We start from the raw sequence: 20,791 nt of genomic DNA on the forward strand, positions 1-20,791 counted from the left end.
CAACCATGGCTTTACTGACAGAACACGAGCAGCGCCAAGTGGCCGAAGCGATCGCCAGGGTCGAGCAACAGACCGACGCCGAACTGGTGACCGTGCTCGCCGCCCGCGCCGACGACTACGCCTACATCCCGCTGCTGTGGGCCAGTGTGGTGGCGTTGGTGGTGCCGGGGATCGTGCATTACCTGTCGGGCTGGTTGACCATGCACACGCTGCTGCTGGCGCAATGGGCGACGTTCATTGTGCTGTGCCTGGTGTTCCGCCTGCCGGCCATCACCACCCGCCTGATCCCGCGCTCGGTGCGACATTGGCGCGCGTCGAACCTGGCACGCCGGCAGTTCCTGGAGCAGAACCTGCACCACACCCTGGGCAGTACCGGGGTACTGATTTTTGTCAGCGAGGCCGAGCGTTACGTGGAGATCCTGGTGGATGACGGGATTTCCCAGCGCCTGGATGACAGCAGTTGGGATGCCATCGTCAAGACGTTTACCCAGCAGGTGAAACAGGGGCAGACGTTGAGCGGGTTTATCACCTGCATCGAGGCCTGTGGCGAACTGCTCAAGGTGCATGTGCCGCAGACCCACACCCGTAACGAACTGCCCAACCGGCTGATCGTCCTCAAGTAACCTGTGGGGGGCTGCCGTCTGTGGGAGCTGGCTTGCCTGCGATAGCATCACCGAGGTGTGACTGACACACCGAGGTGGCCGCATCGCAGGCAAGCCAGCTCCCACACAAGCCAGCCCCCCCCACATTTTGAATCGCGCTGACCGTTGGGCAAATTACTCCGTGCCCTGAGCCCCCCATCCCCCCTAAAATGCCCGGCATTCCCTGCCCGAGGCGTTTTTTGTTCATGTCTGTCACCCCTACACCTGCCAGCCCCGCGCCGGATCATCACGCCCAGTTCATCGAACTGCTGCGCGCAAGTCTTGAGCAGAACGCTTTTATCAAACTGGTGCTGGCCAAGTACGTGGGTGATGAGGTTGACCTGCAACGCCTGATCATCAAGCCAGTCACGGTCAAGGAGCAGGCATGCCTGTCCTTTGTCTATCGCTACAAGACCCGCGATATCACCAAGAACTTCGCCCTGGCCGACGGCGTCGCGCTGATTGCCGAGCTGCTGCCGACCTCGTTCAAGAACGCGCACCTGTTGTCGTTGACCGACGAAGCGCAGTTGGAATACAGCAAGAAGAACAAAAGCTCGCTGTTCAAGAGCAAACCCCAGCAACTGCGTGAAGCGCCGTCGGCCGAGCACAACCGCGAGAAAAACCGCTTCCTTGACCTGACGCGGCCCTTTCTTGCCGACCTGGGCGTGACCAACGCCAAGCACGAGCTGATCCCGGCGATGTCGCGCAAGTGGAAGCAGATCAATAAGTTCATCGAGGTGTTCAGCCATGCGCTGACCTCATCCCCCTTGCAACTGGACCGGCCAGTGCGGGTCGCGGATTTTGGCTCGGGCAAGGGCTACCTGACGTTCGCCATCCATGACTACCTGCGCAACACCCTCAAGGCCGAAGGCCAGGTGACGGGCGTGGAGTTGCGCGAAGACATGGTGACCCTGTGCAACAACGCCGCCGCCCGCCTGGAACACCCGGGGCTGGTGTTCAAGTGCGGTGATGTGCGCAGCGTGGCGCCCAGCGAGCTGGACGTGATGATCGCCCTGCATGCCTGCGACATCGCCACCGACTATGCGATTCATACCGGCATCCGCTCCGGGGCGTCGATCATCATGTGCTCGCCGTGCTGCCACAAACAGATCCGCTTGCAGATCCAGAGCCCGGCGCTGCTCAAGCCGATGCTGCAATATGGCCTGCACCTGGGCCAGCAGGCGGAAATGGTCACCGACAGCTTGCGCGCGTTGTTCCTGGAAGCCTGTGGCTATGAGACCAAGGTGTTCGAGTTCATCTCCCTGGACCACACCAACAAGAACAAGATGATTTTGGCGGTCAAGCGTGCCGAGCCTTTGGACAATGCGCAGTTGCTGGAGAAGATCCGCGAATTGAAGGCGTTCTACCAGATCAGCGAGCACTGCCTGGAAACCCTGCTGCGCGCCGATAATTACCTGCCCTGAGCACCACGCAGAACCAAAAATGTGGGAGCGGGCTTGCTCGCGAAAGCGCTGTGTCAGTCGCCGTATGTATTGACTGACCCACTGCTTTCGCGAGCAAGCCCGCTCCCACATTTAGATTGCATGCGGCTTGGGAGAGGGCGCTGGCTGCACAGCCGTCTTGCGCCCCAGCATCACCGTCACGATCACTCCACAGGCAAACAGCCAGGTGATCGGCTCGATGTGCTCGCCAAAAAACAGCGCGGAAAAGGCGATGGTGAAGAAGATCTGCAGCAACTGGATCTGGCTGACCCGCGCGATTCCGCCCATGGCCAGCCCGGCGTACCAGGCAAAGAACCCCAGGAACTGCGAGAACAACGAGACGTAGCCGAACGCCCACCAGGTGCGGGCCGAGATGGCGCCTTCGTGTTGCAGCGCCAGATAGGTCACCGGCCCGATCAACAGCGGCGTCGATAGCACCAACGCCCAGCAGATTACCTGCCAGCCGCCCATCTCCTTGGCCAATCGACCGCCTTCGGCATAGCCCAGGCCACCCACGGCAATTGCCCCAAGCATCAGCAAATCACCGGCCTGGATGCTGCCCGCGCCGGTGATCAGCGCATACCCGAGCACCAACGCACTGCCCAGCGCCGCGCAGGCCCAGAAGGCTTTTGACGGACGCTCATGGGACAACCACGCCGCGTACAACGCCACGCACAAAGGCTGTAGGCCGTTGACCAGGGCGCCGTGGGAGGCGGGCAGGGTTTGCATGGCCCAGGCCGACAACACCGGGAAGCCGAGGATCACGCCGGCAATCACCAGGCTCAGGCCGCGCACCTGGCGCCAGGTCGGCCAGGCTTCGCGGCGCCACAGCAACAGCAAGGCTGCTGGCACCGCCGCGAACAAGGCGCGGCCCAGGCCATTGAGCAACGGATGGATTTCCTGCACCACGATGCGGGTGAAGGGCAGGGTCAGGCTGAAGATAACGACGCCGAGCAGGCCGAGGGCCATGCCGGTGTTTTCGCGCGAACTCATGGGAGCACCCGGATCGAATGGGCTGGAAGATGCTGCTCATCTAGCCACAAAGCCCGCAGGACGCGGGCTTACAGCTGGGTGCAGATTGAACCGTACAGTTCCTGTAGGCGCAGGGGATTAGAAGAACCGGGTCACGCTGATCTTGGCATTGCGCCCGACGCTGGTGGCGCTGTCGCCACTCAAGGCGGGCATGTAGCTGCGGTTGAACAGGTTGTCGACGGTGACGTTGACTTCGGTGCCCTTGAGGTACGCCTGTTGCGGCGTCCATTTGGCGAACAGGCCCTGGGTATCGTAGCTGGCGTTGGCGTACTGGTCGTAGAACCTGTCGCCGAAGCTACTGCTCAGGCCGCTCGAATACTTGTCGCTGGGCAGGCGGTCGGTCTTGCGCACGAACTGGCCTTGCCAGCCCATTTGCGCATCCCAAGCGGGAATCTTGGTCCCCAATACTGCAACCCACTTGGCCGGTGGAATGTCGCGGGCCCAGACGTGGATGTCGGTCGCCCACGGGTTGGTGTAGGGGTTTTCGCGCTTGCCGGTGGCCCACGAGTAGCTCAGGGAGCCGAACAGGTAGGTCGAGTCGTAGTAGCCTTCGAGCTCGAAGCCCTTGATGGTCATGCTGCCGACGTTGCGGTAGTTGGTCTTCGACGCTGCGTCGGTGCAGACCTTGGCGATGGAGCCTTCCATGTAGTTCTGTTGCTGGCAGCCGAGGCCGGTGGCCTTGAAAATCTCGTCTTCGATCTTGTTGTGGAACAGCGTCGTGCGCAGTTGCAGGCTGTCGCCGCTGGCAATCACGTTGGCGAAGCTGGTGACGTTACCCACGGTAATGGCGGTGATGCGTTCCGGGTCGAGGTTGCGGCTGGTGGAGGTGCGGCTGCCCAGGCCCTGGACTTCGTATTGTTCGTCGATCACCGGCGCGCGCCAGGTCTTGCTCCAGTTGGCGAACATCACCACGTCCGGGGTGACTTTCCAGAACACCGCCAGGCGTGGCGACCAGCCGGCATAGGTGCGGTCGCCGTAGTCATGGCCGTAGGCCGGATCGGGGTTGCTGTAGTACGGCGCATCGTTGGCTTTGCCACGGTTGAGCACGTGGTCATAACGCAGGGATGGGGTGATGGTCACGTCGCCCAGGGTTACCGCGTCCTGGATGTAGAACGCGTTGGTGTCGACCTTGCCGTGGGGCATGAACGCCGGCTGGAAATGCCCGTAGTTGTACTCAGGCGTCTCGTACTTGGCGCCGGGCATCCAGCTTTCGGTGTCGCGGATGTGCTTGCGGACCTGCACCCCGGTGGTCAAGGCATGGTCCAGCGGGCCGGTGTTGAAGCGGCTGATGTTGCGCAGTTCAAGAATCTTGTCGGTGTAGGCGGTGTCCATTTTGCGCCCGCCGCTCGACAGGGCAATGACGGCCGTGGCGTCGCGCTCGTCGGTCTGGTCGGTGTTGGACTCCGAGTAGCTGAGCTTCATGTCAATCAACGGGTTGTCCAGGGGCTGGTATTCATACTTGCCCGACCAGGTGGTGTCGACAGTGGTGCGGTTGGCCAAAAAACGTTTCAAAGCGCCCTTGTAACCGTAGCGGTCGATATCGTCCTTGCGCGGTGGCGATGGGTAACTCCTGGCCGAGAACGGCGTCCAGCGTTCGCTGTTGGCTCGGGAGTAGGAGAAACCGAGGCTGTGCTCATCGGTGAGGTACATGTTCAATTTGAACAGTTGACCGTCCACATCTTGTGCGCTGTTGGGCAGGCGCTGCGGGTTGATCGGGTAGTCCTTGCTGTTGTAGTCGCGCTTGTCGGCCAGCTTCATGTCGCCGCCGTCGCGCTTGGTCAGGTAGGCCAGGGCGTCGATGCGCCCGTCCTCGGTACGGCCATACACGGCGCCGGTGTAGACCTGTTCGTGGTCGTTGCTGGCATACCCGTATTTGAGCATCGCTCCGCTGTTGCGCCCGTCCTTGAGCAGGTCCGGCGCATCCTTGGTGACCATGTTGACCGTACCACCGAACCCACCGTTGCCGGTGAAGGCCGAGTGCGGGCCTTTTTCCACCTCGACGCTCTTGATCATCTCGGGCTCGATAAACACGGTGCCTTGCTGATAGCGCTCGAAACCGCTTTTGGCCGCGCCATCGACGGTCATCGGCACGTCTTCGGCCTCGCCCATCCCGCGAATGTTGATGATCTGCCCGCCCGGTTTCATCGAACCGCCCATGGTCACCCCTGGCAGCGTCTGCACCAGGCTGGCGATGTTGTTGGGTTGCAGGCGGTCGATATCGGCCTGGGACAGGGTCGAGCGGCCGACGGTGCTGGCATCGACTTCGTTGCCGGTGCCGATCACGCTCAAGGCGTCCAGTTGTAAGCTGGTGCTGTTGGTGGTGCGGCTTTCCTCGGGGCGCACGACATAGGTGTTGCCCACTTTGATCAGGGTGAACGCGCCGGTATTGAGCAGAGTGCGGATCGCCACTTCGGGGGTGAAGTCACCGTTGATCGCGGGCGCCTGGATATTCTTGAGCAGGTCTTCGTCGAACAGCAGCTGGATTTTTGCCTGTTGCGCCACTTGGCTCAGGGACATGGCCAAGGGTTGGGCGGGCAGTTGCAGCTTGAACGACTCGGCCTGGGCCGTGAGGCTGACGGCCAGGCAGGTGGCGATGAGTGTCGGTTGAAGAAACAGGTGCAGGGCAAGGCAAGGCGCGCGAAACATGAAATCCCCCAAGGCGGCTAAATAGCCAAAAAGGCATGCGTATCAAACGCAGACCTGAGGAAGACGCGGCAGGAAAAAAAATCCTCACATGCGAATGCAAAATATTCTCAAGTGGTGTTATTTGCGCGCTTCGATACGGATCCTACCGTCGGCCAGGGGCACGGTTTTCACCGGCAGCAAGGCAGGCAGTGCGTTGAGCAACGCGTCCGGGTCATTGACATCAAGATTGCCGGAAACCTTCAGGTGCGCCACTGGGCCATCGGCCAACACCACGGCCTTGGGCCGGTACAGGCTCAGCTCATCCAGCAGGCTGGCCAATTCACGATTACGAAAGGACAAGTGCCCACTGCGCCAGTCGGCGACTTCGCCCGCCGCCAGAGTCTGTTGTTGCATGGAGCCCTTGGCGTAGCTGTAGGTCGCCCGTTGTTGGGCGCCGAGCATGATGGCGCTGGCTTTCTGGTCGGGGGCGAAGGCGACTGTCCCGTGGGCCACGCTGACCACCAGTTGTCGCTGACCGCGACGTACATCAAACGCGGTGCCCACCACCCGCACGTCGGCCTCGCCAGCGCGTACGAACAGTGGTCGTTCCTTGTCGGGCGCCACCTCCACGTACAACTGGCCATGGTCCAGGTGGATCACGCGGCGGTGGGCATCGAAGTCCACCCGCAACCGCGTGCTGGCATTGACGTACAAGGTGCTGCCATCCGGCAGGGCCAGGGTGCGCATGCCTTTGTCCTGCGCCGCGACCTCAGTGTGATAGAGCCCACGCGGGGCGCCCAGGTTACTGGCGAGCAAAGCGCAGACCAGCGCGGCAGCCACCGCCAGCGCCGGACGCCAGGGCGCGGGCTTGCGCGTGGGCAAGGGCACGGGTTTGTTCAATTGCTGCAGTTCGCCAAGATCGGCCCACAACTGTTCGAATTCGGCGTAGGCGCGCGCATGGGCCGGCACGGCGTGCCAGGCGGCGAAGGCCTTGCGGTCCTGCGTGCCAACTTCGTTGCGATTGCGTGCAAACCAACTGGCTGCCTGGGCATCGATGGTGTCGTGTTCATCAATTCCGTGGCCGTCGCGGTTGCTCAAGCGGGTCATTCTGGCTGCTCCTTGCCCGGGTCTTTTTGAAGTCGCTGCTTGCAGTGCAGCAGGGCAAAGGCGATGTGCTTTTCCACCATGCTGATCGAAACGCCCATGCGCTCGGCGATCTGCGCCTGGCTCAGGCCTTCGAAGCGGTGCAGCATAAGGGCTTCTCGCCTGCGGGGCGAGAGTTCGGCGAGGACTTCTTTCAACTGTTCCAGGCGTTGGAGGCGTTGAGCAGCGGCCATGGGATCGTTTTGCTCGTCGATGACAGGCTCGGCGTGCCATTCGGCCTGTGCAGGGTGGACGCTGTGCCGCACCTTTTGTTTGCGCCAATGGTCACGCAACAGGTTGCGTGCCATCTGAAACAGAAAGGCCCGTGGCTGCTCGACCTTGGTCCGGTCGTTGTAGTCCAGCCATTGGGTAAAGACATCCTGGGTCATGTCCGCCGCGTCGCTGGCGTTGTCCGTGCGTTTGCGCAGGTAATGCAGGATATCTGCATAAAATCCGCGAAAGGCGTCGGCCGACAACGGGTCGGGCTTGAAACGAGACATGGATATCCTTCTTGACGCAGCACGCTGCAGAAAAGTCGCGAATGATATCGAGAACTATTGCTATTTGTCTCCGTGAATTTATAGGCCTATGCGATCCAATGTGGGAGCGGGCTTGCTCGCGAAAGCGGTGTGTCATTCAACACATCCAGCGTCTGACCCACCGCTATCGCGAGCAAGCCCGCTCCCACATGGGGTCTCCAGTGAGGCTGGGATCAGTGCTCGACCGGCACCGACAATGCCGGCTTGCCCAGCGCATGGCTGCGCGCCGCAAAGAACCTGAGCTCCACTTCCATCCCCTCAAACAGCGCGGCAAACCGACGCTTTTGCTGCTGGATAAACCCGTCGCTGCGGCCAAATACCGAGATCGCCAGGGTCTTGATCTGCGACCGACGAATCGCCTCCACCAAGTGCCCATCCTGTTCGCTCAGGTGATGGCCAAAGATGCACAGTGCGCCTGCCTGCCCCAGCAACTGCTCATAGCAGAACGACAGGTAATCCGAACTGCGAATGCTTTTGAGCTTCTCGCTGCTCGGGCCTTCGTTGATAAACAGCGGCACATCGTCGAGGGTCTTGATCGTGTTGTTGATGGCAAAACTGCTGAGCAACGTGCTGTCGGTGGACGGCAATCTACGCGCCGAGCCGTCCAGGTTGCGCACCAGGTGCAGGCCACCGTGCAGGTACAGAATGCGCGTCGCGGCGGTAGCGCTATCGCGCAGGTCAAAGCGTGAATCGGGGCCGCGAAACAGGTCGTCAATCCCGGGCGTGTGCAGGATCGACCAGTAGTTGAGCAGGTCGTAATTGCTGGTGAACACCGTCTTGTAGCTCGCCAGTTCCTGATTGATCGTGGCCAGGGTCGACGGCTGAACCAGGCGCCAGGGGATATGCACGGCGTGGATGCTATTGATCAGCGCTTCCTTGATCGCGTAGTAGCGATTGCGCGGCGCGGCGGAGCTGACGGCCAGGGCCTTGTTGACGCGGCTGGTGGTTTTCAGGGCGCCCAGGACCTGCTCGAAGCTGCGGGTCTGCATCGCGTCAAACACGCTCAATTCAGAGGCGCTCAAGGGCTTCTCTTCGACGGTGCGCGCGTTTTCAAACAGCGAGTCGTAGGCAAAATCTTCCCACACCGCACGACTGGCACCGTTGCCGATCAGGATGGCGGAGAAGGTGGTGCTGCTGCGCAGTGCGTTCCAGTCTTCAAGGGTGGCGTCGATATCCTGGAAATCCTTCATTGCGGCGGGTCTACTCAAAAACGGCTGGGCGGTGACTTTATCACGGGCGGGCGTTGATCTTGGTCAAGATGCCGCAGGCGGGTGGGGTTGATGCTGTAGGCATCAACGCATCCCCGAGGATTCATCATGAGCAGCACCTTCTTCATTCCCGCCGTCAACATCATGGGCATCGACTGCCTCGACGAAGCCATGAACGCGATCCGCAACTACGGTTTTCGCAAGGCGCTGATTGTCACCGACGCCGGCCTGGCCAAGGCGGGCGTGGCCAGCATGATTGCCGAGAAACTGGCGATGCAGGACATCGACTCGGTGATCTATGACGGCGCCAAACCCAACCCCAACGTGGAAAACGTCGAGAACGGCCTGGCGTTGCTGCAGGCCAGTGGCTGCGACTTTGTGGTGTCGTTGGGCGGTGGTTCGCCCCATGACTGCGCCAAGGGCATCGCCCTGTGTGCCACCAATGGCGGGCACATTGGCGACTACGAAGGTGTCGACCAATCGAGCAAGCCGCAACTGCCCCTGGTGGCGATCAATACCACCGCGGGTACTGCCAGCGAAATGACCCGTTTTTGCATCATCACCGACGAAACCCGCCACGTGAAAATGGCCATCGTCGACCGTAACGTCACGCCATTGCTGTCGGTCAACGACCCGGCGCTGATGGTCGCCATGCCCAAGGGCCTGACCGCCGCCACCGGTATGGACGCGCTGACCCACGCCATCGAAGCCTATGTTTCCACTGCCGCCAACCCGATCACTGATGCGTGCGCGATCAAGGCGATCGAACTGATCAGTGCCAACCTGCGCCTGGCGGTACGCGACGGCAGCGATATGGCGGCCCGGGAAAACATGGCCTACGCGCAATTTCTGGCGGGCATGGCCTTTAACAACGCCTCCTTGGGTTTTGTCCACGCCATGGCCCACCAACTGGGCGGCCTCTACGACTTGCCCCATGGCGTGTGCAATGCGGTGTTGCTGCCCCATGTCCAAAGCTTTAACGCCAGCGTCAGCGCGGCGCGCCTGAGCGATGTCGGCCGCGCCCTGGGTGTGGCCGACAAACACGCCACCCCCGAAGAGGGCGCGCAGGCGGCCATCGCGGCGATCCGCTGCCTGTCCCAGGATGTCGACATCCCGGCTGGCCTGCGTGAACTGGGGGCCAAGCTGCAAGACATCCCACTGCTGGCAACCAATGCCCTCAAGGATGCGTGCGGCCTGACCAACCCGCGGCGCGCTGATCAGCGGCAGATCGAGGAGATTTTCCGCAGCGCGTTTTGAGTCCAGCAGTGGCAAGCTTCAAGCGACAAGCTGTTAACCTGAACACTTCGTACAGCTCTTAACTTGAAGCTTGCCACCGAGGCCCACCCTTATGAGAGTTCTGCTATTCGGCGCCACCGGCATGGTCGGCCAGGGCGTGTTGCGTGAGTGTCTACTGGCCGCTGATGTGCAGGAAGTGGTGGCGGTGGGGCGCACGGCGTTGACCCAGGAGCATGGCAAGCTGCATCAGGTGTTGCACGCCGATATGTTCGACTTCCAACCCCTGGAACATTTGCTGCAAGGCTTTGATGCCTGTCTGTTTTGCCTGGGGGTGTCGTCGGTGGGGATGGATGAAGCCTCCTACACCCGCCAGACCTACGACCTGACCCTGGTCGCCGCCAGCACCCTGGCGCGGCTCAATCCGCAGATGACCTTTGTGTATGTGTCCGGCACGGGCACCGACAGCTCCGAGCGGGGCAAGGTGATGTGGGCGCGGGTCAAGGGCAAGACCGAGAATGCCTTGCTGCGCCTGCCGTTCAAGGCGGTTTACCTGTTCCGTCCGGGGATTATCCAGCCGTTGCATGGCGTGCGTTCGAAAACCCGGCTTTACCAGACGGTCTACACCCTGATCGGGCCGCTGCTATCGCTGGTGCGCCGCGTGCGGCCGGCCTGGGTGGTCAGTACCGAGACGGTGGGGCGGGCGATGCTGGCGGTGGTCCGGCATGGCGCGCCGCAACCGGTGATCGAACCAGCCCATATCAACCGCCTGGCCGCCGAGCGGCGTTGATGGCCCGGGGTTAACCCGCAGCGGCCAATGCCTTGGCGGGCGCGGCACTGAACTGAATCAACGCCACCCCACCGATCAACATCAGCACCCCGAGCAAACGGGGTGCTGTCAGTTGCCGCTCTACCAAACCAAACAAGCCAAAGTGATCAAGTAACAACGAGGCGAGGACCTGCCCGCTCAGGGCCAGGGCGATAAACCCCGAAGCCCCGAGTTTGGGTAGCAGGACCAGGGCCAGGGAGATAAAACACACGCCAAATGCGCCGCCAGTCCACATCCACAGCGGCGCCTTGCTGATAAAACCCAGGCTTGGCAGCGGCAACCGTAAAGCCAGGATCACCGGCAGCAAAACCAGGATACTCACCAGCAGCGAGGCCAGGGTCGCCCACAGCGGATGCCCGAGGCCGCGCCCGAGGTTAGCGTTGATCGCGCTCTGAAACGGCACCACCGCCCCGGCAATCACCGCCAACAGTAACAAGCCCAGCCAATGCAACGTGGTCATGATCAATCTCCCAAAGGTTTTACTGGACTCTACGGTATTCGTCGCGCAGATTTAAATTCCAAGTTCTTATGCTGAACATGCACGATATGAATGATCTGCGCCGTATCGACCTTAACCTGTTGGTGATCCTCGACGCGTTGCTCAGCGAGCAGCACGTCACCCGCGCCGCCGAGCGCCTGCACCTGAGCCAACCGGCGGTGAGCCATGCGTTGGCGCGATTGCGGGATCTGCTGGGCGACCCGTTGCTGGTGCGCCAGGGCAGTGGCCTGGTCGCCACCGCTCGCGCATTGGAACTGGCTGCGCCCTTGGCCGATGCGCTGGCCCAGGTGCAGTCGCTGCTGGCGCCGAACCGTTTCGAGCCCGCTTCGGCCAGGCGCACCTTTCGCCTGGCCATGTCTGATTACGGCGCGGCGTTGCTGTTGCCCGGGCTGGTGCGGGCGCTACGCGAGCAGGCGCCGGGGATTGATCTGGCCGTCACCCACGCCAGTCGCGAAGGCATGCAGGAAGGGGTGCTCAGTGGCGAGATCGACCTGGCAGCCGGGGTCTTCCCCGACCTGCCGGGCGAGTTGCGCAGCACGCCATTGTTCCAAGAGCACTACGCCTGCCTGGTGGACCGCGATAGTTTGCCCTCTGGTGGTGTGCTCGACTTGCCCACCTACCTGGCGCGGCCCCATGTGCTGCTGGAAATGCGTGGCAGTGGCACCCCGGAAATCGAACGGGCGCTGACCGCGATCCGTGAGCGGCGGCATGTGGCGATCAGCCTGCCGCATTGGAGCGTCGCGCCGCAGCTGATCCAGGGCACCGATCTGATCCTTACCGTATCCTCACAGGGGCTGCGGAACATCGATCAACGGCATCTGCTGGTGGTGCCGCCACCGTTTCATATTCCGTCCTTCGGTTTTGTATTGGCCTGGCATAAACGCCGCGGCGGGGACAGCGCCTTGCAGTGGTTGATCGCGCAAGTGCAGGGCGTGCTCGCGTAGCCGCCATAACCGGAGCGGTTACCCTCTAGTGCGTAACACACCCTTTTTCAGCACCCGATAAAAAACGCCCGATGCACTACAAGAAATCCTGTTCATCCACGCATGAGTATTGCGAGCGAGTCATTCGTGATTTGCCTATTCTCGGTCATGCGATGCGCCTGAAAGTTTTGCTCCGGCGTGTTGGTTGCCGCGACTGTGGCAAACGCATGGAGGCTGTCAGTTGGCTGGATCGCCATGCCCGCATGATGCGGCGTCTGGCAGTGGCGGTCATTCAAGCCCGTGAACGTCTTCCCACGCTACACGTGGCGCAGATGTTCGGACTGCATTGGGACACCGTTCGGTTGCTACAACGTCAAGCCTTGCAAGCGGCATTAAGTCTTCTGCCCAAGGCGCAACTGTGACGTTAGCTGGCATCTGAGAGCTTTCGCATAGCACTCAAGGTCGCAAACTGCGGTGGCGGCAGGTCGTAGATAAGCGCCTGCCCCATCAAGGGATGGTCCAGGCAGAAATCGTGCAGGTTGAAACCCTCGCTGCCGACAAGGCTGCCATTGATCAGCACTAGGTCAAAGCCGCGATCGCCGTACTCCACCAAGTTAAGCAGGTCTTCCAGGCTCGGAACCGGCGCAATGGCGTAATAGCCCTGGCGATTGAAATCGCGCTCCAGGCGCAGGCGCTGAGCATGCTCGGGGTCGGCAATCATGATGCGCAGCGCTTTGTTAATCATCGATGGCCTCCAGCATGGTTGCTGGATACAGGCCGCCCGGCATTGCGCTGCAACCAGCGCAGCAGGTCGGCGCCATTCATGGGCCGTGCATGCCAATACCCCTGCCCCTGGGTGCAACCCAATGCCAGCAACGCTTGATGCTGTTCGGCCGTTTCAATGCCCTCGATCACCACGGACATGCTCAGGGTCTGCCCCAGGGCCAGGGTACTGCCTATGACCGCCCGGCAGCGCGGCTCGTGCAGCAGGCCACGGACGAACTCCGCGTCGAGTTTTATTTCGTTGAACGGCAACTGGCACAAGCGCTGCAGCGAAGAGAATCCGGCGCCGAAATCATCGATGGACAAGCGACAGCCCATCATGCGCAAACGCACCAGGTTCTCCAGGGAAACCGCCGGCACCTCAAGCAATCCGCTTTCAGTCAGCTCGAACGTCACACTTGCGCAGGGCGTCTGGTGGGTAGTGAGGATTCTTTTAATGTGAGCGGTCAGCTCCACCTCGATCAATTGCGCCGCTTGCAGGTTGAAGGCCAAGTCCAGAGCTATTCCCAGGTTCAAGGCCTGCCGTTGAAGGACCAGCGCTTGTTGCATCAGGCAAAACAACAACTCGTCCATCAGGCCGCTTCGCTCCATCGCCGGCAGAAACACCGTCGGTGACAGCACGCCCTGGAAGGGATGGTTCCAGCGAGCAAGCACCTCCACTCCCAACACTGCGCCACTGTGCAAATCGAACTTGGGTTGGTAATAGGCTTGCAGTTGTTGATCGAGAATGGCGCGCCGCACCTGTTGCTCGTCGGCCAGTTCCAGGCTCGGCTGTGGTTGAGGCACTTCGCAACTGGTGCTCAGGACCCGCTCAAGCAATGGCTGCAACGTTTCTATCTGCAACGGTTTGCCGGTATCGCCCAGCATGTTGACGCCGAGCAAGGCGCCCATCTGGCTCACGGCACGGCGCACATCCCCCGGCAACCCACTGCTGACGATGATTGCGCCGACCTGGCCGTGCGCACTGATGCGTTGAATGAACTCCAGCCCATCCATGCCCTCCATTTGCAGGTCACAGACCACCACGTCCACAGCGCCAACGCCTTGCAGCACAGCCAGGGCTTCGGTGCCGTTACTCGCCTCCAGGACCTCGCCACAGCCCAGTTGTTTGAGCAGGTTGACGGCCACGGAACGCTGGAAAAGGTGGTCTTCGAGTACCAACACCCGGAGCGATGTGAAGGACATGACGGCTCTCTCGCTTGCTAATGGGAGGGGAGGAGTGTGCGTAATTGATCGAAGCAATTCGCGTGAAAACACCCAAAATCCTGTAGGAAATTTCCGAGCATCCGCCCAGGGGCTCAGTAGTAATTGATGGTGAACGTGGCCGTGGCATTTGCCGGGCCGGCGGTAATGCTGCTTTCGGTCTGAAGGTACCGAGCCTTCAGCGGGATGCTGTAGCTGGCACCTTCTTCGGCGCGCGTGGTGATGCCACTGGCACGCAGGGTGGACAGCGGCAGTGGCGTTCCGTGACTATCTGCCACTTGCACGCCCACCCCTGTGGCGGCGGGATCATCGCCTGGCGCGCTGGGGTTGAGGCTCAGGATGCCCAGCGACGCATTGAGAGGCGTGCGGGTCGGATCCAGGCGTACTTGCAGCACGTTATTCTTGCGCGAGTCGAGGTTGCTGACGGTTCCGTCACTGGCCCAACGCGGGCCGCTCGCCTGGTAATACCCGTTGAAGGCCGGGCAATTGTTCAGAGCGATTGAAAAATCCTTCCACTGCGTAAAAGTGTTAGGCCCGGAGAACTCACTGAGCATATGACTGCCCATCGGCACGTTGACGTCCGGTGTCGAGCAGGTGCGCGAAACGATATTCATACTTCCGGAAAAGTTGACCTGTTCGATCTCGACGGTGTTAGAGCTTATGAAGCTTTGCACCATCGTAGGCAATAAAGCGCCTTGGATCGTGCCCGCACTCACGTCTCCGATCTTGATAAACGAGAGGTCAAAGACCAACGTGGAGCTGATATTCCAGTTACAAAAGTTTGTTCCGCCACCGCAATTGGTTCCGAAGCTAGACGTTGGCATGGCATTGGGGCCATACCAGATCGCGACACCAATCCCCTTGACGCCCGTTTCATAGATCTTTCCCGGGAAGGGCGTACCCGTCCAATTGGCCAAGGGTAACGGCGTGGACGACAGCGAGCGCTTGGTCTCGATGCTGTATAGCCCCGCAGTGCAGCCCACAACGAGTCCGCTAACGGGGGTGAAGGTTTGCCTATAGATCTCTGCTCCCAGCGGCACGTCACGCCCAACCGTCAGATTCCCCCCAAGCAGTGGTTGGGTCCGTACCATCTTGGTCGAGCCGGCGTTGATGTTGCAGTTAGCAAACGCGGCCCCTGCCGCCAGCCATAGCCCCGCCAATGCCGCACCCGCTTTCAACACCTGTATAGCTTTCATCACCTTTTCTCCTGAGCGCTATTTACAGAAGCAACGCGATTATCAGATTGAACGACCGCACACACGGCATCTACCTGCCGTAGTTGCTTGCCGTCGTTGGTGCCGGGAGGTAATGGCAATGCACACTGTTGACCGGCCTGATTACCCCAGTTGATCAAGAGTCTGCGGGCATCCTCCTTGACTCGGGCATACAACTGACCGCCCTGAGCGACCACGCCCACCGACACACCACGGTCATCCATCACGCTGGCACCGAACGGCAATGGGCTGCCATCGCCGAGGGTCACATTGAGTAAAAGTGCCTGGCCATTGCGAGTGCCGTACTTGAGGGCCACCACCGCACCGGCGCGCGGCGCCACTTGTTGGCTGGTTTCATTGAGCTCGATGTTCAACGAGGTGCCCAACGGGTCAATGGCCACTTCGTTCAACTCATAAGGGCGCAGGTACGGCACCACGGCATTGCCACGGCCATCGAGCTTGAGGCCAGGAAAGCCGACCACTTTGGCCCCTTCAGCGCCTTCGGCCGTGACCACCGCCAAGGTTTCGCCGCGATATGGCGTGAACGTCACCCCGTTGGGGTGGGCGACCACGCTGCCGCTGGCATTCAGGGACAGGCTGTCATAACCCTCGCCACGGCTGACTGTCGCGCCGACCAAGGCTTTGGAACCGGTGTATTGACCATTGACCGACGTACTGTTGGAGCCGGTAGCGCCTTCATGGCCACCGGTCAGGCTGTAGCTGTACTGGCGATCCTCGCCGGCAGTGCCGCTGAGGGTCGCTTGTTCGCTGTACTGGCTGTTGGTATCGCGCAGTAAGCGCGTCGACAATTGGGGTTGGTTGGTCGAGGAGCCAAACTCCAGCGGCATGCTCATAGTGAACAGCAGGCTGTTATCCATCTCCCCTAAGCCGACCCGACTGCGGTTGGCACTCACGCCATAGCTGACCCGCCCAACCTGCTTGTTGTAGCTGAATTGGTACTGCACATCCCGACCCGGCTGGTTCCAGTAGTCTTGTGAGAAACCGCTGAACGCCACTTGGCCCCAAGGCCCAAGGCTCTGGTTGGCGGTCAGCGACAACCGGCTGCGTGGGCGAGCGTAGAAGCTGGTGTCGATACCATTGCGCTCAGCATCCAGCAGTAACGTTGCATTGCTGAAATCCAGGTATTTTTCTGTGGAGAACCGCGTGGCGGCCACGGCAAAGTTACTGCCGGTGCTGATAATATTTTTGCTGTAACTCATGCGTACGCTTTGGCCGCTGTCCTGGCCGCTTTTGAATTGGGTCTGCGCCTGGGTGACGTCTATCGATACCGCGCCGATCGGCGTACTGAATGCCAGGCCGCCCAGCAGCGAGCGGTAATCGTCGCTGCCTTGTGCGCCGGTGTAACCGGTGAAGATATTGCTCAAACCCAACTGGTAGGTGCCCTGCACCAACCTTGCCTGGTTCGAGGTGAAGTTGTTGCGGGTCTCACCGGCCGTGAGGCTGTAGCGTGAAGTGCCAGGGCGCAGCAGTTGTGCGGCGGCGGCGTAAGGCACGATAAAACGCTGTTCACTGCCGTCGGCTTCATAGACCGTCACGTCCAGGTCGCCGCCGTAGCCGGTGGAATACAGGTCATCAATCACAAAGGCGCCTGGCGCCACGGTGGTTTCATAGAGCAGATTACCGGCCTGGCGGACTGCTACCCGTGCACCGGTGCGGGCAATACCGCGAATCACCGGCGCATAACCGCGCTGGGATTCAGGCAACATGCGATCGTCCGTACCCAGCTGCACACCGCGATACGCCAGGGTGTCGAAGATCTCGCCACTGGTATTGGACTCGCCCACAGTCAGTTGGCTGCGCAAGCTGGTGACGTCACGCTGCGCGTAGGTATTGAGGGTCTGGTAGTCCTGCCCTGTTTCCTTCTGCCAGCTCATCGAGCCGTTATGTCGCAAGCGCCAGTCACCCAGGTTCAAGCCGGCGTTCAGCCCCAGGTAAGCCGAGTCGTAGTTGCCGAAGTCGGTTCTGTTGTGGTTGCCGTTGAAGGTGTAGCTAAGGGTGCCGGCAGTGACGCCCCGGTCCCACAGTTCCGGGCTGACATAGCCCCTGGCATCCCGGCGCAGGGCGATTTGCGGAATGCTGATGTCCAGTAACTGGGTGGACGGCGAAAAGCTGGCCGTGGCGCTGTCGATCAACTGGCCAATGTCCAGGCACGGCGCCCCGCTTTCCAGGCTTGCCATGGCTTCAGGCGACAGCTTGTGCATGTCCACACCCAGCAGTTCCAACATGCTTGGGTTGAAGCAGACCACCGGGTCGCTCCCGTCCTCAGCAGCATTAATACGAATATCCTGACGAGTCACCAACTTGCCGTTGATCGCCATGTCTGCCCGATATTCGCCAGGCAGCACCGGGTTGCCTTTCTCGTATTGGGTCAGGTCCAGGCTGCGGGAGTCTTCAGGCAAAAAGGCGTCGTTGAACTGCACGTCTTCGGCCCATGCCCCTTGCGCGACCATCGCGCCCGGCAACAGTGCCAGGGCCTTGACGATCATCGCTGTCACTGGATTGAGGGCAAAGCGAGGTTGCACCTGCGGGCAATCGCCCAGGCGTGGAATAGTCGTCATAAGGTACTCGTGCGCAGGAACGATCGCGTGACGATCAGGGCTTAAGCGGTTGCTTGGTCGGCACCAGTGCACCGTAATCGTTAATGGCGTTGAACTCGACCTGTGCCGAAGCGCCCGGCACAGACTTGAGCGCCGGCAAGGTGAACAGGGTGCTTTCGCCCGGACCGACCATGCCGCCGTCAGCCTCGTAACGCTGGGTACCCGCGACTAAGGCCAGCTCCACCAACGACACGTGGTAGACCGTTGGGTTGAAAGCTTGCAAGGCATAACCCGCACCGTCGGCAATCACTTTCCATTGCACCTGTTGTGGCGCGTCGCTGGGCGAACCTGGAAGGCCGTCGGGGCGGTAGAAAATCTTGATCCGGGACCGAAAGGCCATTTGCAGCACATTCATTTCCATCGGGCCTTCGGCCTTGGGTGGGATCTCCAGAATGTTGAACCAGAACACTGATTCTTTACTGGCAGGCAACGGCGCACCAGTGAACATCAAGCGCAGGCTCTGGCCTTTGTTTGGATCGATACGGGAGACGGGCGGCGATAGCACAAACGGCGCCTTGGAGCTGGTGGGACTGGACTGCACATCCCCAGTGTCGACCCAGGCTTGCACCAGGGCCGGCTTCATTCCGTTGTTGTTGAGCTTGACGGTAATTTCTTTCTGGCTGGCTGGGTATACCAGTCGAGTCCCTGTGATCACTACTCCGGCCATGGCCTGGGAGCAGACCAGTGAGGCCAGGATCAAGCAGGCACTGAAACGAACATTCTTCACGCGAGACATAACACTCCTCACCTGGCAAACATCGGCGTACCGGATCACGGTGCGCCGACGTGAAAGCGGCTTACTGGTAGTCGATGTTGTAGGTCACAGAACTGAGTACGGTGCCAGGGGTGGCTGCGCCGGTGGCGAAGTACTGCACGGCGTAGTCCATACGCACGCCGCCGGAAGCCAGGGTGTTACGCGTGGTGTTGGTCTTCTGGTTGGTGTTGCCTGCCTGAATGGCGTTACCGGTCACGGCGTCGATCAGTTGCAACTGAACGAGTGTGGCGGTGCCGGTCGTGTTGTTCAGGTTACCGGTGGCAGGATCAACAGTTGAGCCAGAGTTGAAGAATGCGGCTGCGGTGGTTGCCGTACCGGTGCAACCACTGAGCGTGACATCGAAGCCCGTACGGCCTTCGGTCTTGCCGGCAGTGTCGAGCAAACTGTTGGAAATGGTCGGCAGCGTGACGGTGGCGACAGCTGGGCTGACCACACCGCCAACGGAGATGGTGCAGGTCTGGTTGAGCAGTTCGCCGGCAAAATTGATGGTGCCATCAGCCGCAGTGGCGAACTGGGCGCCGGTTGCGCAAAACAGAGCAGCGAGGGTGAGTGCTTGAACTTTCATGGTACAGCTCCAAAGGGAAGGTTATGAACACCATCGCCAAGCCTTGTTGGGCTGCTAAACGCCGAAGCGGGTGAGCAACTAACACAACACATGTCTTGTGCGACAGATACATCTTCCCTTGAGGAGCAGATCACCCAAGTAGTATCCATCCCTGCGGTTTGTAGGAAAATTCCTAGCGGAATTTTGACTCTTGCCACCTGCCCAATAAAAAAGGTTCTTCACGGATTACCGGGAAAGACGCTCTTGATCTTCATGAAAAAGAATTCGCTGTCCCGGTAGCCGTACGCCATGCGCTTGATGACCTTTATTCGGTTGTTTATTCCTTCCAACTGCCCCGTGTGCATCGGCCAGCGAACTCGGCTTATGACGCCTCTCCAGTAGTTTTTCAGCCTTTTGGCGAACTGGATCAGAGCAGGTATCTCGCTTTCATGGGCGTGACGCAACCATTGCTTCCAGGCCGATCTCCAGTCCCAGGCAGTACTCGGCGACCACAGCGTTTTGAGTTCAGCCTTCATCAAGTAGACCGTCATCAACGATTGATTGGCCGCCAGCAAATCATGCAAGTGAACCTGCTGCTCCGGCTTTTTTCAGGTTCTCCGGGTTGCGTAGCAACAGCCATCGCGCTTGTTTGATGACCTTTCGAGCGGGCTTGTCATGACGTAGCCGGTTAGCTTCATCGACACGGACTCGATCAATCACCTCTCGGCCATATTTGGCCACCACGTGGAACAGGTCATAGATCACTCGCGCTTTTGGACAATGTTGGCGAACTTCCAGATCAAAGGCCGTGTTCATGTCCATCGCCACCGCTTCGATTCGAGCACAACCCTCTGGCCCCAGTTCTTCGAAAAAGGGTCTGACCGCCGCCCGGCTGCGGCCTTCGCCGATCCACAGCACCCGCCGCGTATCCGCATCCAGCACCACACTCGCGTAACGATGACCTTTGAACAGCGCGAACTCATCCATCACCAGACGTCGCGGTTGCGCCTTCGGCAGGGCACTTAATGCCGCTTGCAAGGCTCGACGCTCTAGCAACCGAACGGTGTCCCAATGCAGTCCGAACATCTGCGCCACGTGTAGCGTGGGAAGACGCTCACAGGCTTGAATGACCGCCTCTGCCAGACGCCGCGTCATGCGGGCATAGCGATCCAACCAACTGACAGCTTCCATGCGTTTGCCACAGTCGCGACAACCAACGCGCCGGAGCAAAACGTTCAGGCGAACTGCGTGACCGAGAATGGGCAAATCGCGAATGACTCGCTTGCAATACTCATGCGTGGCTGAACAGGGTTTCTGGCACACGCCACAGGACGGGAATCGGTTGGCGTTGGGTGTCAGATCGATCTGGAGGTCGTCACCATCAGGCTTGATCGTGACGATAGAAAAGCCCTCCCAAAAGGGAAGGAAAGTATTAATATCGCGCATAAGAACGCCGGTTTGTTAGATGTGTTTGCTCGCACGAACATCATCAATCAAATCGGCGTTCTTGTTTCTGTGTTTCCCGGGATTCCGTGAAGAA

At 60.4% G+C, this 20,791-nt stretch carries 17 protein-coding genes and 2 pseudogenes; 6 read left to right on the forward strand and 13 right to left on the reverse strand.

Going from position 1 to position 20,791, the window contains the following annotated elements:
* Positions 1 to 5 precede the first annotated feature (5 nt).
* On the forward strand, positions 6 to 623 hold the full coding sequence (locus JTY93_RS06345) for a TPM domain-containing protein (protein ID WP_169999292.1): 618 nt from the start codon (positions 6 to 8) through the stop codon (positions 621 to 623).
* Positions 624 to 847: 224 nt separating this feature from the next.
* Positions 848 to 2,065: a class I SAM-dependent methyltransferase gene (locus JTY93_RS06350; RefSeq protein ID WP_205478924.1), complete on the forward strand. Its 1,218-nt coding sequence runs from the start codon at positions 848 to 850 to the stop codon at positions 2,063 to 2,065.
* Between the two features lie 111 nt (positions 2,066 to 2,176).
* Here the strand turns inward: JTY93_RS06350 and JTY93_RS06355 are convergent, their stop codons facing one another.
* The 5 genes from JTY93_RS06355 to JTY93_RS06375 form a co-directional block, all read right to left on the reverse strand.
* Positions 2,177 to 3,076, reverse strand: coding sequence for a DMT family transporter (locus JTY93_RS06355; protein ID WP_205478925.1), 900 nt, complete (start codon positions 3,074 to 3,076; stop codon positions 2,177 to 2,179).
* A gap of 117 nt (positions 3,077 to 3,193) precedes the next feature.
* Positions 3,194 to 5,761, reverse strand: coding sequence for a TonB-dependent receptor (locus tag JTY93_RS06360; protein ID WP_205478926.1), 2,568 nt, complete (start codon positions 5,759 to 5,761; stop codon positions 3,194 to 3,196).
* Between the two features lie 117 nt (positions 5,762 to 5,878).
* Entirely contained in the window at positions 5,879 to 6,847 is a 969-nt protein-coding gene (locus JTY93_RS06365; RefSeq protein WP_205478934.1) for a FecR family protein, read from the reverse strand.
* On the reverse strand, positions 6,844 to 7,383 hold the full coding sequence (locus tag JTY93_RS06370; protein ID WP_205478935.1) for an RNA polymerase sigma factor: 540 nt from the start codon (positions 7,381 to 7,383) through the stop codon (positions 6,844 to 6,846). Before JTY93_RS06370 ends, JTY93_RS06365 begins: the two co-directional genes overlap by 4 nt.
* Positions 7,384 to 7,595: 212 nt before the next feature.
* The gene (locus JTY93_RS06375) at positions 7,596 to 8,612 is read right to left on the reverse strand and encodes a DUF4917 family protein (protein ID WP_205478936.1); all 1,017 of its coding nucleotides are present in this window, start codon (positions 8,610 to 8,612) and stop codon (positions 7,596 to 7,598) included.
* Positions 8,613 to 8,738: 126 nt separating this feature from the next.
* Here JTY93_RS06375 and yiaY point away from each other — a divergent pair, with 126 nt between their 5' ends.
* Positions 8,739 to 9,887, forward strand: a complete 1,149-nt coding sequence (gene yiaY, locus JTY93_RS06380) for an L-threonine dehydrogenase (RefSeq protein ID WP_169999466.1) — start codon at positions 8,739 to 8,741, stop codon at positions 9,885 to 9,887.
* Positions 9,888 to 9,978: 91 nt separating this feature from the next.
* On the forward strand, positions 9,979 to 10,653 hold the full coding sequence (locus JTY93_RS06385) for an NAD-dependent epimerase/dehydratase family protein (protein ID WP_205478937.1): 675 nt from the start codon (positions 9,979 to 9,981) through the stop codon (positions 10,651 to 10,653).
* A 10-nt stretch (positions 10,654 to 10,663) separates the two neighbouring features.
* Here JTY93_RS06385 and JTY93_RS06390 read toward each other — a convergent pair whose 3' ends face one another.
* Positions 10,664 to 11,152: a DMT family transporter gene (locus JTY93_RS06390; RefSeq protein WP_205478938.1), complete on the reverse strand. Its 489-nt coding sequence runs from the start codon at positions 11,150 to 11,152 to the stop codon at positions 10,664 to 10,666.
* 77 nt (positions 11,153 to 11,229) lie between these two features.
* Between JTY93_RS06390 and JTY93_RS06395 the strand changes: the two genes are divergently transcribed.
* The gene (locus JTY93_RS06395; RefSeq protein ID WP_375373166.1) at positions 11,230 to 12,135 is read left to right on the forward strand and encodes a LysR family transcriptional regulator; all 906 of its coding nucleotides are present in this window, start codon (positions 11,230 to 11,232) and stop codon (positions 12,133 to 12,135) included.
* An 80-nt stretch (positions 12,136 to 12,215) separates the two neighbouring features.
* Positions 12,216 to 12,530: pseudogene (locus tag JTY93_RS06400) on the forward strand (ISL3 family transposase); the annotation flags it as partial.
* 8 nt (positions 12,531 to 12,538) lie between these two features.
* Here JTY93_RS06400 and JTY93_RS06405 read toward each other — a convergent pair.
* From JTY93_RS06405 to JTY93_RS06435, 7 genes and pseudogenes are all read right to left on the reverse strand, one after another.
* Entirely contained in the window at positions 12,539 to 12,859 is a 321-nt protein-coding gene (locus JTY93_RS06405) for an ANTAR domain-containing protein (RefSeq protein WP_205478954.1), read from the reverse strand.
* Complete coding sequence (locus JTY93_RS06410; protein WP_205478957.1) at positions 12,856 to 14,082, reverse strand: EAL domain-containing response regulator; 1,227 nt, start codon at positions 14,080 to 14,082, stop codon at positions 12,856 to 12,858. The genes JTY93_RS06405 and JTY93_RS06410 overlap by 4 nt, the downstream gene beginning before the upstream one ends.
* A gap of 113 nt (positions 14,083 to 14,195) precedes the next feature.
* Positions 14,196 to 15,296 (reverse strand): fimbrial protein, encoded by a 1,101-nt coding sequence (locus JTY93_RS06415; RefSeq protein WP_205478959.1) that lies wholly within the window; start codon positions 15,294 to 15,296, stop codon positions 14,196 to 14,198.
* Positions 15,296 to 17,893 (reverse strand): fimbria/pilus outer membrane usher protein, encoded by a 2,598-nt coding sequence (locus tag JTY93_RS06420; RefSeq protein ID WP_311136233.1) that lies wholly within the window; start codon positions 17,891 to 17,893, stop codon positions 15,296 to 15,298. Before JTY93_RS06420 ends, JTY93_RS06415 begins: the two co-directional genes overlap by 1 nt.
* A 34-nt stretch (positions 17,894 to 17,927) precedes the next feature.
* On the reverse strand, positions 17,928 to 18,668 hold the full coding sequence (locus JTY93_RS06425; RefSeq protein ID WP_205478976.1) for a fimbria/pilus periplasmic chaperone: 741 nt from the start codon (positions 18,666 to 18,668) through the stop codon (positions 17,928 to 17,930).
* Positions 18,669 to 18,729: 61 nt separating this feature from the next.
* Entirely contained in the window at positions 18,730 to 19,272 is a 543-nt protein-coding gene (locus JTY93_RS06430; RefSeq protein ID WP_169999458.1) for a fimbrial protein, read from the reverse strand.
* Between the two features lie 218 nt (positions 19,273 to 19,490).
* Positions 19,491 to 20,697, reverse strand: a pseudogene (locus JTY93_RS06435) (ISL3 family transposase).
* Positions 20,698 to 20,791 lie beyond the last annotated feature (94 nt).

Source organism: Pseudomonas hygromyciniae (assembly GCF_016925675.1).
Lineage (GTDB): Bacteria > Pseudomonadota > Gammaproteobacteria > Pseudomonadales > Pseudomonadaceae > Aquipseudomonas > Aquipseudomonas hygromyciniae.